General features: G+C 30.8%; 12 protein-coding genes. 1 reads left to right on the top strand and 11 read right to left on the bottom strand.

The annotated features are described in order from the left end of the window. Window positions 1-451: 451 nt before the first annotated feature. From HF850_RS10700 to HF850_RS10685, 4 genes are all read right to left on the bottom strand, one after another. On the bottom strand, window positions 452-1483 hold the full coding sequence (locus HF850_RS10700; RefSeq protein WP_169105435.1) for a transglutaminase domain-containing protein: 1032 nt from the start codon (window positions 1481-1483) through the stop codon (window positions 452-454). A gap of 117 nt (window positions 1484-1600) precedes the next feature. Continuing rightward, entirely contained in the window at window positions 1601-2854 is a 1254-nt protein-coding gene (locus HF850_RS10695) for a TolC family protein (protein ID WP_169105434.1), read from the bottom strand. 98 nt (window positions 2855-2952) lie between these two features. After that, window positions 2953-6126, bottom strand: a complete 3174-nt coding sequence (locus tag HF850_RS10690) for an efflux RND transporter permease subunit (protein ID WP_169105433.1) — start codon at window positions 6124-6126, stop codon at window positions 2953-2955. A 4-nt stretch (window positions 6127-6130) separates the two neighbouring features. Then, complete coding sequence (locus tag HF850_RS10685; protein ID WP_169105432.1) at window positions 6131-7378, bottom strand: efflux RND transporter periplasmic adaptor subunit; 1248 nt, start codon at window positions 7376-7378, stop codon at window positions 6131-6133. Window positions 7379-7626: 248 nt separating this feature from the next. Between HF850_RS10685 and HF850_RS10680 the strand changes: the two genes are divergently transcribed. Next, the gene (locus HF850_RS10680; RefSeq protein ID WP_169105431.1) at window positions 7627-8097 is read left to right on the top strand and encodes a MarR family transcriptional regulator; all 471 of its coding nucleotides are present in this window, start codon (window positions 7627-7629) and stop codon (window positions 8095-8097) included. 78 nt (window positions 8098-8175) lie between these two features. On the opposite strand, the gene HF850_RS10675 is transcribed toward HF850_RS10680, so the two are convergent. The 7 genes from HF850_RS10675 to cimA all read right to left on the bottom strand — a co-directional run bounded on the left by HF850_RS10675 (window position 8176) and on the right by cimA (window position 16561). Next, the gene (locus HF850_RS10675) at window positions 8176-8424 is read right to left on the bottom strand and encodes a GIY-YIG nuclease family protein (protein WP_169105430.1); all 249 of its coding nucleotides are present in this window, start codon (window positions 8422-8424) and stop codon (window positions 8176-8178) included. Between the two features lie 148 nt (window positions 8425-8572). Continuing rightward, window positions 8573-10231: a biosynthetic-type acetolactate synthase large subunit gene (gene ilvB / locus HF850_RS10670; RefSeq protein ID WP_169105429.1), complete on the bottom strand. Its 1659-nt coding sequence runs from the start codon at window positions 10229-10231 to the stop codon at window positions 8573-8575. A 27-nt stretch (window positions 10232-10258) separates the two neighbouring features. Further along, window positions 10259-11917, bottom strand: a complete 1659-nt coding sequence (gene ilvD, locus HF850_RS10665; RefSeq protein WP_169105428.1) for a dihydroxy-acid dehydratase — start codon at window positions 11915-11917, stop codon at window positions 10259-10261. 30 nt (window positions 11918-11947) lie between these two features. Beyond that, window positions 11948-13030: a 3-isopropylmalate dehydrogenase gene (leuB, locus tag HF850_RS10660; protein WP_169105427.1), complete on the bottom strand. Its 1083-nt coding sequence runs from the start codon at window positions 13028-13030 to the stop codon at window positions 11948-11950. A gap of 160 nt (window positions 13031-13190) precedes the next feature. Next, window positions 13191-13676, bottom strand: coding sequence for a 3-isopropylmalate dehydratase small subunit (gene leuD, locus HF850_RS10655; protein WP_169105426.1), 486 nt, complete (start codon window positions 13674-13676; stop codon window positions 13191-13193). Window positions 13677-13689: 13 nt separating this feature from the next. Continuing rightward, window positions 13690-14949, bottom strand: coding sequence for a 3-isopropylmalate dehydratase large subunit (leuC, locus tag HF850_RS10650; RefSeq protein ID WP_169105425.1), 1260 nt, complete (start codon window positions 14947-14949; stop codon window positions 13690-13692). A 16-nt stretch (window positions 14950-14965) separates the two neighbouring features. After that, the gene (gene cimA / locus HF850_RS10645) at window positions 14966-16561 is read right to left on the bottom strand and encodes a citramalate synthase (protein WP_169105424.1); all 1596 of its coding nucleotides are present in this window, start codon (window positions 16559-16561) and stop codon (window positions 14966-14968) included. Window positions 16562-16646: the final 85 nt, after the last annotated feature.

Below are 16646 nucleotides of genomic sequence, written 5' to 3'. Positions count from 1 at the left end.
ATGCGCTGAGTTTCCCTTTTCAAATCTTTGATTTGGCTAAGGCGAACTTACTCAGCAAATGCATATGCGCTGAGTTTCCTTTTCTAATTTAATCTTTATCATTAAATTACTCTCTATTCTTCACTCAAGTTCTGGCGCTTAAAATAATTTATTCAATTTTTCTATTTATGACTATTACCACCTTTCACTTCCATACTTCATACCCTAGGATATATTTTATCATATAATTTTTATTTGTCTATAATATATAATATTTCATTTTTCTTAAAATTCTACAACAAAATATTTTTATAAACATTTATTTTTATGATAATTTTTCCTAAAAGCCATTATAATTTTGTAAAAAGAATAAATAGTAACAAATAAAAAAATACATAATCCACAATTAAGATAGTAAACTCATTACTTATCCACATTATGAATTATGTATTGTTAAATTTCGTTGATAAAATTATAAACAAACTCCATTTTTATCAACAGTATATCCATCAATTACAGTATCAGTTGCTAATGACCCATCTGACCAAAAATAATACCATTTATCGTTAATTTTAACCCATCCTGTCTGCATTTCTCCATCTTTATTTAAATAATACAATTTGTCCTTATAAGCTATCCATCCTGAAGCCATATATCCACTTAATCTTAGATAATGCCATTTATTATTATCTATATACCATGCGCCTCCACTATAATACTCTTTATAATATGTATCATTATCATAGTTATAATCAATAAATTCAGTAGGTGTATCATAGAAATTCTTAACACATGCAGGATAATCATTAGGGTTCCAAACGTAATTATTCTCTTTCATAAATTCATCTGATTTAAGCAAATATCTATCTCTAACAATATTATCATTATTAGTAGGATCAAGATGATACCAATTATCATCTATCTTAACTAAATTCCAAGCATGACTTATACCATTTTTTTCACCATTTATTATTCTACAATCAATTCCTAATATTTTAAACATTTTAAATGCTGTCATTGCATATCCCTGACAAATAGTTGTCCCTGTTGTAAGTGCACTATAAACATTATCAGATTTATATGTATAATCATATTTATACATTTTAACTAAATAATCATTGACGGCCTTTACCATTTCAACTTTACTCATTCTAGGGTCAATCAAATTATTCACTATTTTTAATAGCTCATAATCAATAAATACTTCTTGATCTTTAGTAGTTCTATACTCTATATCTGCTTCAAATAAATTTCCAACTCTTATAGTTTTATATAATGAAATTGATCTTTCTAAATAATCATCTTTTTTAGCTGCTGATTGTAATAAGTCTAATGCACTATTTTGATCATATATAAAATTAAATTTATTCTCCCAATTTTCCATATGATTATATATTTGCTCTTCAAGATTACTATTATAATTGTCTGAAGCCGCAAATACACATATATTTGTATTTATTGCCAAAGCCATTGAAATAACTAATATCTTATTAATTATTTTCACAATAATTTACCTCCATATAAACATTTATTCCTTAAGTACATTATAATACAAAATATTTTTATTGAACATTGATAATATTAAAGCAGATAAGACATCAATATCTTATCTGCTTTATAATTAGCCATTAGCTACTGCCATCATCCAAGGCTGTTCTAACATACCTTTTAATTTATTATATCCATCAATTGCAGTTTCTAAATTCATTTGAGCTTCTTTTTGTTTATAAACCATTTGGTCATATACATTTTTAGTTACTAATCCTAAATCATATTGTAATTTAGTATTTTTTATATTTTGATTTAGTATTTCAATTCCTGTTTGAGCTTGTGCTATAGTATCTTCCATTCCTTGAAGCTTTGTATAATTAGTTTTCATAGTAGTTCTATAGGCATCTTCTGTCATATTTAATGTATGAATACTTTGTTCATTAGCAAATTTATCTGAGTAATAAGTAATATATGCAGTTAATTTCTTAGGATATTCCTCTAAATCCTTTTCGTATGTATTTTTATCAAACACAACTTTTTCTTCACCAGTGGTTTCATCTGTAATAGTACTATAGTACTTTGAATCATTTTTATCTGGTTCTTTAGGTAGTTTATTTTCTTTTTCATCTTTTCTATCTGATAAATCGTCCTTAGTTATTTCTATTAAATCTTTATCATATCTAACCATATCTTTAATTACTTTTTCCATGTATTTGTCAAACGAACCATCTACAATGAATTTCTTGTATTCTATATTATTAGAAAATGTTGCTTTTGATAAATCTTTTCCTGTTGTTAATCCAAGCTTATATATTAAATCATTTACTGATTTTTTTTGTGCTTCTAAATCATCTTTAAGTTTTGTTAATTCTGCTTCTTCACTTCTTAAATTTAATTCAGTGCTAAGCCCTAACTGTTGTTTTAGTTTTGATTGATTAATTGAGTCTGATTTTATCTTTATATTTTCTTCTGCTAATGCAATTTTTTCATTAGCTAATACAATGGCATTATAATCATTAGTTACAGTATATTTAATATAGTCTTGTACATAATCTCTTTTTTGTTTAGTTTGAGAAATTTGGATATCTACTTTATCAATTTTATCATCCATATCCTGTCCCATATCATCATACTTTTCATATACATCTTTTTGAGCATTAAAAACAGATAAACTACTATTTAATATAGCTAATTTATCACTATTAGCAATTGCATCCTCAACTGCATTTTCAACTTTATACACTCCACTGTTGATTTCTGACTGACTATTTGAAGAGGTATTAGTTGTATTTTTAACCTCCGTTGCCATTACTGGCAACGCACTACCTGACACTACACTTACCCCTATTGCAAAAGCAATTATTTTATTTAAATTTTTACGCATTTACTTCACCTCTCTATAATTATACGTTATTACTATTTATCAAAAAATAAGGGTTATAAATCTTATATAACCCTTATTTCTTTTATCAAATAATAAAACTAATCTTGTTTATCCTCTATTTTATTATTTTCATTATTAGAACTAGTTTCTGAAATAGTTTTTTCTTCTATTTTATTTCTATTTCTAGAAAATTTACTTGCTAGCCCTTTAAAAGTCTTTTTAAATCTTCCTGAAAGCTTCTTTCCGATTTTGTCAAAGATTAAGTATACTGTTGGAATTAATACTAATGTAACTAATGTAGATACAGTAAGTCCTCCAATAATAACAACTCCAAGTGGTTGCATCATTGCTCCACTATCTCCAAATGCAAGAGCTGTTGGAATTGTACCAACAACAGTTGTTGCAGTAGTCATAAGAACTGGTCTTAATCTTGCAGCACAACCCTTAGCAACTAAATCTTCTAAACTCATTTGGTCTGCTAATTTTGATTTTCTTAGCTGACCTATATAGTCTATAAGAACTATACCATTATTAACAACTATACCAACAAGCAATATTGCTCCTAGCATTCCTACAACATTTAGTGAAATACGCGATATAGCTAATGCCGCCACTACACCCACAAATGCAAATGGAATACTAAACATTATTATAAATGGCTGACTGAACGATTCAAATTGAGCAACCATTACCATATAGACTAATATGATTGCAATAATCATGGAGAATATCAATCCTCCCATTGCTTCATTCATCATCTCAGCCTGACCGCTAACCTCTTCACCATAGTCTTTAGGCATATCAATTGTACTTATTGCAGCCATAGCTTCCTTGTTAGCAGTATTCAAATCTTTTCCATCAACATCTGCTGATATTGTGATTGAATATTTACCATCACTCTTAGTAATTGATTTTAATCCATCAGCTATTTTTATATCTGCAAATGCTCCTATTGGAACTTGTTGACCTGTTGTTGATTGAACTTTTAATTGTTTTATATCTTCTAAATTATCAACACTAGTCTCTTTTAATCTTAAGTTAACATCTAAGTTATAATCATTTATTGTAGCAGTTGTGACATTATCCCCATTAATAGCTAAACGTAACATTCCTGCAATACCTGCTGTATTAACTCCGTATTGTTGAGCTTTTCTCTTGTCTATTTTAAATTGTGCTTCTTTACTTGAATCTGCTAATGAACTTTTTACATTAGTAAATCCATCTAATGATTTTAATTTATCTTGTGCTTGATTGCTTATTTCTTCAAGAACATCTAAATCCTCACCATGAAGCTTTATGGAAACATCTCCACCAGAAGCTCCTCCCATTGTGCTATCAGTTGCAGAAACTGTTATTTCACAGTCTGGTACTGTCTGCACTAACTCAGTAATTTCTTTTTGTATATCTTCTGTACTTTTCTTTCTATCATCTGCATCTACCAATTCTAGTGCTATACTAGCATTTCTATTTCCAGAAGAGAAACTAGTCATTTGTGATTTTATTTCTGGTATATCTGAAATTTTTTCCTCAACCATTGAAACATAGTAATCACTTGGTTGTAAATCAAGTCCCTCTGGTAACTTTATAGATATATTTATTTTTCCTTCATCACCAGAGCTCATGAAATCCATACCTATCATACCTGTTGCTACAACAACTAAAGATCCAACAAGCAATGCAATACTTGTCACAATAACAATTATTTTATGCTTTAATGCTACACTTATAAGTTTCTGATATGCTTCACTTACTTTATCAAATATAGGTGAAGGTTTTTCTACAAGCTTACTACCATTCTTTCCACCACTTAATTTAGCAAATACACTTGGAACAAGAGTTATTGCAACTATTAAAGATAATGATAATGCAAAAATAAGTGTTTTAGCTAATGCTCCAAACATTATCTTTGTAAATCCTTCTGTAAATAATATTGGAAGGAATATTGCAACTGTTGTAAGTGTTGATGCCACAATTGCAGTTGTAACTGTTTTAGTTCCAATTACCGCAGCATCATCTAAACTTAAATTAGGATCCTGTCTATATTTAAATATATTTTCAATAACAACTGTTGCGTTATCTACAACCATACCTACGGCAATAACAAGAGAACTTAATGTTACAATATTTATAGTTTCACCAGTAAAATATAATAATGCTATTGCACCAATTATCGATGTTGGAATAGCTACAGCTACAACAAACGATGCTCTAAAACTCTTTAAAAATGCAAAAATAACAACAAACGCGATTAAAGAACTAATAGCCAAGTTTTTTATAACGTCATTAATTGAGTTTACAATATAAGTACTTTGGTCATTTATTACCTCAAGCTTAAATGCTGGGTTTTCTTTATTTAACTCATCAACTGTCTTCTTAACCTTTTTCATAACTTGAACTACATTAGCATCCTGTTGTTTTTGGATATCCATTACTAAAGTTTCTTGTCCGTTATATCTATAAATAGAAGTTTTCTCTACTTTTCCATATTCAACATCACATATTTTATCCAAGCTAATCGTCTGTCCAGTTTGCCCAACTGGTATTTGAATACTTTTAACATCTTCTAAGGATTCAAGTTTATCTATTCCTCTTAATGTTATCTTATCTTCACCTTGAGTTATTGTTCCATATGGCATTGTTTTATTTGATGCAGATAAAATATTTTTTATTGTATCAAGAGTAACACCATAACTTGAAAGAACAACTGGATCTGCAGTTATATTTACTTGAGATTTATCTCCACCACTTATTTCTGCTGAAGTAATCCCATCAACCGATTCTACCTTTGGCTGTACTACATCTTCTGCATATTTCATTACAGCATCAGGATTAGTATTTCCACTAACTACAATTGAAGCAATTGCTTGCTGGTTCATATCCATTTTTGATACTGTTGATTTTTTTACATCATCAGGAAGACTTGACTGAACTGAGTCTACCTTAGATCTAACATCATTTAATATTTCATCTAAATCCGTCCCATACTCAAACTGAGCAGCAACCATGGAGAATCCTTCTCCAGACTGGGACATGGTCATTTTTACATTTGAAACTGAAGATAGCTGTTCTTCTATCTTTTTACTAATCTGATCATCAACATCCTCTGGTCCAGCCCCTGGCCACATAGTTTGAACTAATACAACTGGTACATCTATATCAGGCATTAAGTTCTGTGGCATTTTCTTATATCCAATTGCACCAAACATAAGAACAATTAGAAATACCATTAAAATAGTAAGAGGACGTTTAACTGATGTTTTAGTTAAATTCATAATATTAGTCCTCCTTCTTTTCTACTGGGAATAATTTTGAATTATCTTTAATTAGAGATAATCCTCCAATAACAATAGTATCATCTGCATTTACTCCACTTGTAACTTCTACCTCACTGTCTGTTTCTATACCCTTAACAATCTCTGTTTTTACAGCTCTATTATCATCTCCAACTACATATACAAAGCTTTGTCCTTCTTCATCAAAAACAGCTTTTTTAGGTATAGTCAATGCATTATTTTCTTGTTCTGTAATTACTTCTACTTCAGCTGACATTCCTGCATTAAATTCACCATTTGAATTATCTATAAGTACTTCAACCACATATAGCGAACTTTTAGCATCAGTAATTTCTGGAACGTATCTTACAGTACCTTCTACAGTTTCACCATCTATTATTACATTTACTTTTTGATCAGCTTTAAATTTATCAATATCTGCTTGTGTTACACTTATATCTACTTGTAAAGTATTTAAACTTGATATTGTAAACGCTGGCTGAGACGGTGTTGCCATTTCATCAACATTATATGTCTTACTTGTTATAATTCCATCAACTGGCGAAACTAATACAAGCTTATTTTTTGCACTTAATGCATTATCATATGTTACTTGTGCTTGTTCTATAGCTGCTTTTGCTTGTTGTCTACTACTAACACCGGTATCATAAGCTTTTTGTGCAGCATCAACAGCTGCCTTAGCTTGATCTACCCCCAATTTAGTTTGATCTAAATTAGCTTTAGCTTGTTTATAATCATTTTCAGAAATTGCACCTGCTTGATAAAGCTGCTCAGTATTGCTGAATTGCCTTTGGACTTCTTCATAACCTGCTTGTGCCTTATCATAAGCTATCTTTGCATTATTTAAAGAACTGTCTAATTGATTTTGTGCATTTTCCACTGTTATATTACTATCTTCATATGCTGCTTTTGCTGAATTTAAAGCAGCCTCAGCTGACTTTATGCTATTTTCAGTATCTGTTCCTTTTAATCTAAGTAAAGGCTGTCCTGCTGTAACTTTGTCACCTAAGTTTACATACATTTCTTCAATTACCCCACTCATTTCAGTAGTTACTGATACTTTATCCTTAACTTTAGTCGTCCCAGAAAATATATTAGCATTTTCTATTCCCTGATTTTTAGCAGCTTGTACTGTTACTGCTATAGACTTTTCCTCTTCAACCGGCTTACTACCACATCCTGTTATTAAAAGTGATGTAAATGTCAAAGCTATGATTAAAAACTTTTTCATAATGCCTCCTTAACTTCTTTATGTATTTAAGCCTAAAAATTAAAAAATTCACATAATCTTATATAATACCATGCTTTCTATCATTCTTTCTTTAACATTATATTAATTTATTTTAAACTTAAAATTAATGCTTTAATTATAATTTTATAACTATTCTTAGTCAATAACCTTTTTCTTGTTTTAAGGTTATTTTTAGTTTATAATATCCAGTATATTTATACGAAAATATAACGAAAGGACAATCATAAATGAGCTACTCAAATTTAAACGAAGTAAGTAATAATATAATTAATTTTATATTCAATATACAATGTGTTTTTACTGAAAGTGATTTCTTAAAAAAACTTTCTGATAAAAGCAACTGTAGCTGTCCAAATTTACCGCCATCACATATAAAAGTAATTTTCTACTTAACAAAATATAAATCTCCTTCAATATCTGAAATAGCTAAAAGTTTAAAAATATCTAAATCTAACATGACTCCAATAATAGATAAGTTGATAGAAGAAGATTTAGTAACTAGATATCCAGATCCAAATGACAGAAGAGTTCTTAGAATAGATTTAACACCTAAATCAAAAAATTTACTAGATTATATATATAAAATGGCAATGAATGTAATTTCAGATAAAATCAGTTGTTTATGTGATGATGATTTAATTAAAATAGATAAATCACTTAAAGATATTACTGATATTTTCAAAAAACTAAATCTATAAATATAAACTAACATAAAAATATTAGAAAAAGTTATAATCAAATTAACTTTTTCTAATATTTTATTAATATATTCCCTTTTATTCCATATAATTTTTTATCAATAATATTTTCTCACTTCTCTTTAACTGTTTTATTTCATATTCCCTTCTCATTGCATCGCTTCTACTTTCAAACTCTTCACAATGAACAAGCTTTAAGGGTCCTCTTCCTTTAGTATATTTAGCACCCTTTCCTTCAGAATGCATCCTTATTCTTTTTTCTAAATCATTAGTCCAGCCTGTATAAAATGTACCATCTGAACATTCTAATATATACACATAATTCACTCTACATTTTCCTTTCCAATATTATTTTTAATAAGTATATAATACTAAGTTTATTTGTATAACAAAATTATTACTAATTACAAAACTGCTGTGTCCTAATTTATTATAAGAAATTATACATAAATTAAAACCACAGCAGTTTCATTAATTATTCTGTTATAATCTGATCAATTGGAGCTCCTGGTGCAACCATAGGATATGCTTTTTTATCTGTATCAATTAAATAATCAATTAAAACAGGCCCCTCTGCTTCTAAGGCTCTTTCTAATACATCATCAAGTTCTTCAGATTTTGTCACTTTAAATCCCTTTGCTCCAAAGGCTTCAGCAAGCTTTACATAATTAGTAGGTCTATTTAATGTTGTTTCTGAATATCTTTCTTCATAAAATAAAGTCTGCCATTGTCTTACCATACCTAAACAATTATTATTAATTACTATTTCTATTAAAGGAAGCTTATTTTTCACAGCAGTAACAAGCTCATTGCAGTTCATACCAAAACTACCATCACCAGCAATATTAATAACTTTTCTATCCCTTCTTCCAATCTGAGCTCCTATGGCGGCACCAAGACCATATCCCATAGTACCTAATCCTCCTGAAGTAATAAAAGTTCTAGGCTTTACAAATTTAAAATATTGAGCAGCCCACATTTGGTGTTGTCCAACTTCAGTTGATATTATAAACTTTCCATCTTTATTTAAATCATTTAATTTCTTAAATAATAATTCTGGAGTAGTTATATTTTTAGGTATAGAAATATCTTTTACAGTAATTTCATTAATTGATTGAATCCATTCACTATTATTCTTTCTTTCAACTAATGGAGTAAGTTTTTGAAGTGCAATTTTCAAATCTCCTACAATACATGCATCCACCTTTATGTTTTTGTTAATTTCAGCTGGATCCACATCAATATGAAGAATCTTTGCATTTTTTATATGGCTCTGATTACTTATAACTCTATCACTAAATCTAGCTCCAAGTGTTATAAGTAAATCACATTTAGTAGCTCCTATATTAGATGCTTTTGTCCCATGCATTCCAATCATTCCAGTATATAGTTCATGGTTATTAGGGAAAAATGATATTCCCATAAGTGATGTGGATACAGGAGCATTTATTTTTTCTGCAAATGATATTAACTCTTCAGTTGCTTCTGAAATTCCTACTCCTCCTCCAGCATATATAAAAGGTCTTTCACTATTATTTATTAATTTAATAGCATTTCTAAGGGATTCATCTGTAATATGTTTAGATTTTCTGACTATTTCCTTAGGAATAATTTTTTCATATTCAGCTTTATCTGATGTAATATCTTTAGGAATATCTATAAGTACAGGTCCTGGTCTTCCAGATGCAGCAATATAAAATGCTTCTTTAATAACACTTTGAAGTTCTTTTACATCCTTTACTAGATAATTATGTTTTGTTATAGGCATAGTTATTCCTTTAATATCAACTTCCTGAAAACTATCTCTGCCTAGTAATGGAGTTGTTACATTTCCTGTTATAGCTACCATAGGTACAGAATCCATATATGCTGTTGCTATTCCTGTAACTAAATTAGTAGCTCCTGGACCTGATGTTGCTAAACAGACACCAACCTTTCCTGTAGCTCTTGCATATCCATCTGCTGCATGAGCAGCTGCCTGCTCATGGCATGTTAAAACATGGTGTATTTTTGACTTATATTTGTATAACTCATCGTAAATATTCAGAACTGCCCCTCCTGGATATCCAAATATAGTATCAACACCTTCGTCTAATAAGGATTTGATTAGAATTTCTGCCCCCGTTAACAACACTTTATTCACTCCTTTGCTTATAAAAAATTACTTAAGAATTGCTCCTTCAGCTGCTGAACTTACTAATTTAGCATATCTAGCTAAATATCCTTCTTTAATCTTTGGTTCAAGTGGTATAAAGTTCTTTCTTCTTTCTGCAATTTCTTCATCGCTTAATTTTACTTCAAGCTTACACTCGTCAATATCTATTGAAATAATATCCCCATCTTTTATTAATCCAATCATTCCACCTGAAGCTGCTTCTGGAGATACGTGACCTATAGAAGCTCCTCTTGTAGCACCACTAAATCTACCATCCGTAATTAAAGCAACTGAATCATCTAACCCCATTCCAGCAATTGCTGCTGTAGCTTGAAGCATTTCTCTCATACCAGGTCCACCTTTTGGCCCTTCATATCTTATAACAACAACATCTCCTGCTTTAATCTTCTTTGCAAAGATTGCTGCGTTAGCTTCTTCTTCAGAATTAAATACTCTCGCTGGACCTTCATGCTTTAACATTGATGGAAGTACAGCTGCTTTCTTAACTACAGCTCCATCTGGTGCTAAATTTCCTCTTAAAATTGCAATTCCACCAGTTTCACTAAATGGATTATCAATAGACCTTACAACCTCATGTTCAGTATCTTCAATTCCCTTAATATTTTCTCTTTGAGTCTTACCAGTTACAGTCATACAATCTAAATCTAAAATATTTTTCTTAGATAATTCACTCATAACTGCTGCAACTCCACCAACAGCATATAAATCTTGGATATGAACATTAGATGCTGGTGCTAGCTTACATAAATCTGGTGTTTTTGAAGACATATCATTTATAGTATCTAAATTAATATCTAGTTTTGCTTCATGAGCAATAGCCGTTATATGAAGTACACTATTAGTTGAGCATCCAAGTGCCATATCTACTTTAAGTGCATTATCAATAGCTGCTTTTGTTACTATATCTTTTGGCTTTATATTTTTATTAAACATATCCATTACAGCCATACCTGCTTTTTTAGCAAGTCTTATTCTTTCTGAGAATACTGCTGGAATAGTACCATTTCCAGGTAAAGCTAAACCTAAAACTTCACATAAACAGTTCATAGAATTTGCAGTGAACATACCTGAACATGATCCACATGTTGGACATGCACAATTTTCTAAATCGCAAAGTTCCTTTTCAGTAATTTTTCCATCTTCAAAAGAACCCACTGCTTCAAACATAGATGAAAGAGATACTGCTTTTTTCTTAAAGTTTCCTGCAAGCATTGGTCCTCCACTTACCATTACTGAAGGTACATTTACTCTTAATGCTGCCATAACCATACCTGGTACAATCTTATCGCAGTTTGGTATGAATACTAATGCATCTAATGCATGTGCCTTAGCCATACATTCAATAGAATCTGCAATAAGTTCTCTTGTAACTAAAGAATATTTCATTCCTTCATGTCCCATAGCTATACCATCACATACTCCAATTGCAGGGAATACCAATGGTGTACCGCCTGACATTAATACACCTTTCTTTACTGCTTCAGTTATTTTGTCAAGATTCATATGACCTGGAATAATATCATTTTGTGCTGAAACTATTCCTACTAATGGTTTTGAATATTCTTCTTCAGTAAGTCCCAATGCCTTAAGTAACGATCTCTGTGCAGCTTTGTCAGGACCAATTTTAATTACATCACTCTTCATATTCCGTCACTCCCTAATATAAGAATTATTCTATTTCATTTCCATTAACTTTTCACAAACTAAATCGCCCATTTCAACAGTTCCAACTTTTTTCTTGCCTTCACTCATTATATCTCCTGTTCTATAACCTTCTTCTAATACGCGAAGAACAGAAGTTTCAATAGCTCTTGCTTCTTCTTCAAGGTTAAAACTATATCTAAGCATTAATGCTGCTGATAAAATTGTAGCTAAAGGATTTGCAATTCCCATTCCTGCAATATCAGGAGCACTACCGTGAATTGGTTCATACATTCCTCTTGTTCCTTCTCCAAGTGAAGCAGATGGAAGCATTCCTATTGATCCAGTAACCATGCTTGCTTCATCTGATAAAATATCACCAAATATGTTTGAAGTTACAATTACATCAAATTGAGATGGATCTTTTACTATCTGCATTGCTGCATTATCAACATACATGTAACTTAGTTCTACCTCTGGATATTCTTTTGCCATTTCATTTAAAACAACTCTCCAAAGTCTTGAGCTTTCAAGTATATTGGCTTTATCTACACAAGTTAATTTTTTCTTTCTCTTCATTGCAGTATCAAAACCAATTTTAGCAATTCTCTTAATTTCATTTACATTATATCTTTCAGTATCATATGCTGATTCTACTCCATCAACAACTTCTCTACCTCTTTGTCCAAAATAAATACCACCAGTTAATTCTCTAACTATAGCAATATCAATTCCCTTATCAACTAGACTTTCTTTAAGTGGTGATGCATTTTTTAATGGTTGATATAAAGTAGCTGGTCTTAAATTACAATATAAACCTAGCCCTGATCTTAATCCCATAAGAGCTTGTTCAGGTCTTACTTTTGCATTAGGATCATCCCACTTTGGCCCCCCAACTGCACCTAAAAGTACAGCATCATTTTTCTTACAAACTTCTAAAGTTTCATCTGGAAGTGCTACTCCATATTTATCAATTGCACATCCACCTGCCATTGCATATTCATACTCGAATCTATGTCCGAATTTTTCTCCAATTACTTTTAGTACTTTAACTGCTTCTGTAACTATATCTGGTCCTATTCCATCTCCGCCTATTACTGCTATATTACATTTCATTTTTATACCCCAACTTTCTTCAATTAATAGTTAACAAGTAATGATAATATTACTTGTTAACTACTAACTTATTATTTTAATATTTTTAACATTCAAATTTAAATCTCAGAAATTCCCTCAGGAATTTCATCCACAACTGTTAACTGTAAACTGTTAACTGCTAACTATTCTTAATGTATCCAATTAATCCATCACTATCTATTATTTTTTGCATGAATTCTGGGAAACCTTCACCTTGATATTGTTGATTTTTAGTTAGGTTCTTTATTAAACCAGTTTTAAAATCAACTTCTAATTCATCACCAGCATCAATATTTTTTACAGCTTCATCACATTCTAAAATTGGAAGCCCTATATTAATTGCATTTCTATAAAAAATTCTTGCAAATGTTGATGCTATAACACAACTTACTCCAGCAGTTTTAATTGCAAGTGGAGCATGTTCTCTTGAAGATCCACATCCAAAGTTCTTATTTGCAACAATAATATCTCCATCTTTAACATTCTTCACAAAGTTAATATCAATATCCTCCATACAGTGTGCAGCAAGTTCTTTTGCATCTGATGTGTTTAAATATCTTGCTGGGATAATTACATCTGTATCTACATTATCTCCATATTTGAATACTCTACCTTTTACGCTCATTGATTAATACCTCCTAGACTGTTTCTGGGTCAGTGATTTTTCCTGTTATAGCAGATGCAGCTGCTACAGCTGGACTTGCAAGATAAACTTCTGATTCAACATGCCCCATTCTTCCTACAAAATTTCTATTTGTTGTTGATAAAGCTCTTTCACCTTTTGCTAAAATACCCATATGTCCACCTAAGCAAGGTCCACATGTTGGTGTAGAAACAACTGCTCCAGCTTCAATTAAGTCTTTAACGATACCTTCATCTAAAGCTTGTAGATATATTTTTTGAGTTCCAGGAATAACAATGCATCTAATTCCTTTTTTAACTTTTCTTCCTTTAAGAATATCTCTAGCGATTCTCAAATCTGAAATTCTTCCATTAGTACATGAACCAATTACAACTTGATCAAGTTCTACATCACCTACGTTATCTATAGTTCTTGTATTGTCTGGTAGGTGTGGGAAAGCTACTGTTGGTCTTAAAGTACTTAAATCTATTTCATATACTTCTTCATATTCAGCATCTTCATCAGCATCATATGCTTTCCATTCTCTTGAAGCATGTTCTTTTAAATATTCAACAGTTTTATCATCTACTGGGAATATACCATTCTTTCCACCTGCTTCGATAGCCATATTACAGATTGTAAATCTATCATCCATAGATAAATATTGAATTCCATCACCTGCAAATTCCATTGATTTATATAGTGCTCCATCAACACCTATCATTCCTATGATATGCAGGATAATATCTTTACCACTTACCCATTTAGCAGGTTTATTCTTTAATACAAACTTTAATGCTCCTGGAACTTTAAACCATGCTTTTCCTGTTGCCATACCAGCAGCCATATCTGTTGAACCAATACCTGTAGAAAATGCACCTAGAGCCCCATAAGTACAAGTATGTGAGTCAGCCCCTATAACAGCATCTCCTGCTACAGCTAGTCCTTTTTCAGGAATTAAGCAATGTTCAATTCCCATTTCCCCAACTTCAAAGAAGTTTTCTATTTCCATTTTATTAGCAAAACCTCTTATATATTTAACTTGCTCTGCTGCTTTTATATCTTTATTTGGAGTAAAGTGGTCTGGCACTATAGCAATTTGGCTTTTGCAAAACACTTTATCTACTCCAAATTTTTTAAATTCATTTACTGCAACTGGTGTTGTAATATCATTTCCTAATACCAAATCAAGTTTTGCTTCAATTAATTGTCCTGCTTTAACAGATTCTAAACCAGCATGTGCTGCTAAAATCTTCTGCGTCATTGTCATTCCCATAGTGTAATTATCCCCCTTAAAAATATGCTTTTACTTTTCTTTCTATATCTTTTATTAATTTATATTCTATTGAATCTACTAATGCTATCCAGCTTGCCTGAACTACATCCCTTGAAACTCCTACTGTACTCCAGTTTTCAATTCCATCTGTTGATTCAATTAATACTCTTACTTTTGCTTCAGTAGCACTTTCAGAATCAAGAACTCTTACTTTATAATCCACAAGTCTTGCTTCTTTAAGTTCTGGATAAAATACTTCAAGTGCTTTTCTTATAGCCTTATCTAGTGCATTTACAGGTCCTTCTCCTTCTGCTGCTGTCATTTCATTCTGCCCATCAACTGTAATATTTATTACTGCTGTAGAACTAAATTTTTCACTACCATAAGGCTGTTCCCCTATTATTTTAAAATGATTCAATTTAAAAAACGGTTTATATTTTCCTATTATCTTTCTTATAACTAATTCAACAGTTCCTTCTGCCCCTTCAAATTGATATCCTTCATACTCTAATTCTTTGAGCTTATCAGTTATCCTTTGAACAGCCTCATCATCCTTTGAAATGTTTGGAAAAACTTTTCTTATCTCTTGAAGTATTGTGCTTTTTCCACTTACTTCTGATACTAAAAATCTTCTCTTATTTCCAACTAATTCTGGCTCTATATGCTCATACGATTTTGTGCATTTAGTTACTGCATCAATATGCATTCCACCTTTATGTGCAAATGATGAAGCACCTACAAATGGACTATGTTCTTCAAGAGTTATATTACATATTTCTGCAATATATCTAGCTGTTTTAGTTAAATTAGTAAGCTCATTGTTATTTAAAATCTTATATCCCATTTTTAATTTTAATGTAGGTATAATGGCACTTAAATTAGCATTTCCACACCTTTCCCCAATTCCTATAAAGGTTCCTTGTACATGCTTTACCCCAGCTTTAACTGCCATTATTGAATTTGCAACCGCCATCCCCATATCATCATGACCATGAATTCCAAGATTTATATCTACCTTTTCTGAAACATCTTTTGTTATTTCAAATATTTCATGTGGTAAAGTTCCGCCATTAGTATCACATAAGACTGCTGTATCTGCCCCTGATTCTTTTGCTGCCTTAATTGTCTTAATAGCATAGTCTCTATTTGCTTTGTATCCATCATAAAAATGTTCAGCATCAAATATTACTTTTTTATTTTTACTACACAAATATTTAATAGTATCTTTTATCATTTGAATATTTTCTTCTAGTGATGTTCTTATAATGTCTGTAACTTGAAAATCCCAAGACTTCCCGAATATAACTACTACATCAGCTTCTGAGGACAATAAATCTTTTATATTTTTATCTTCTTCAACCTTTATGTTAGGTCGTCTTGTTGATCCAAATGCTGCAATTTTCGAATGCTTTAATTCAATATCTTTTAATCTCTTAAAAAACTCCATATCCTTAGGATTAGATCCTGGATTGCCAGCTTCAATAAAATCAACTTGAATATCATCAAGTGCTTTTACTATTTTAAGCTTATCTTCTAAAGAAAATGAAATTCCCTGACCTTGTACTCCATCTCTAAGAGTTGAATCAAATATTTGAACCTGATTCCCAGCCATATATACTTATCCCCCTTTTTATTATTGTTATTGCTATTCTATATTTATAATTAATTACCCCTATTCTTTATTGCTATTACTTTTA

It is taken from the genome of Clostridium sp. SM-530-WT-3G (assembly GCF_012843905.1).
GTDB lineage: Bacteria > Bacillota > Clostridia > Clostridiales > Clostridiaceae > Clostridium.
Note: the sequence above shows the minus strand (reverse complement) of the source record. Positions and strands in the feature narration are given on the sequence as shown.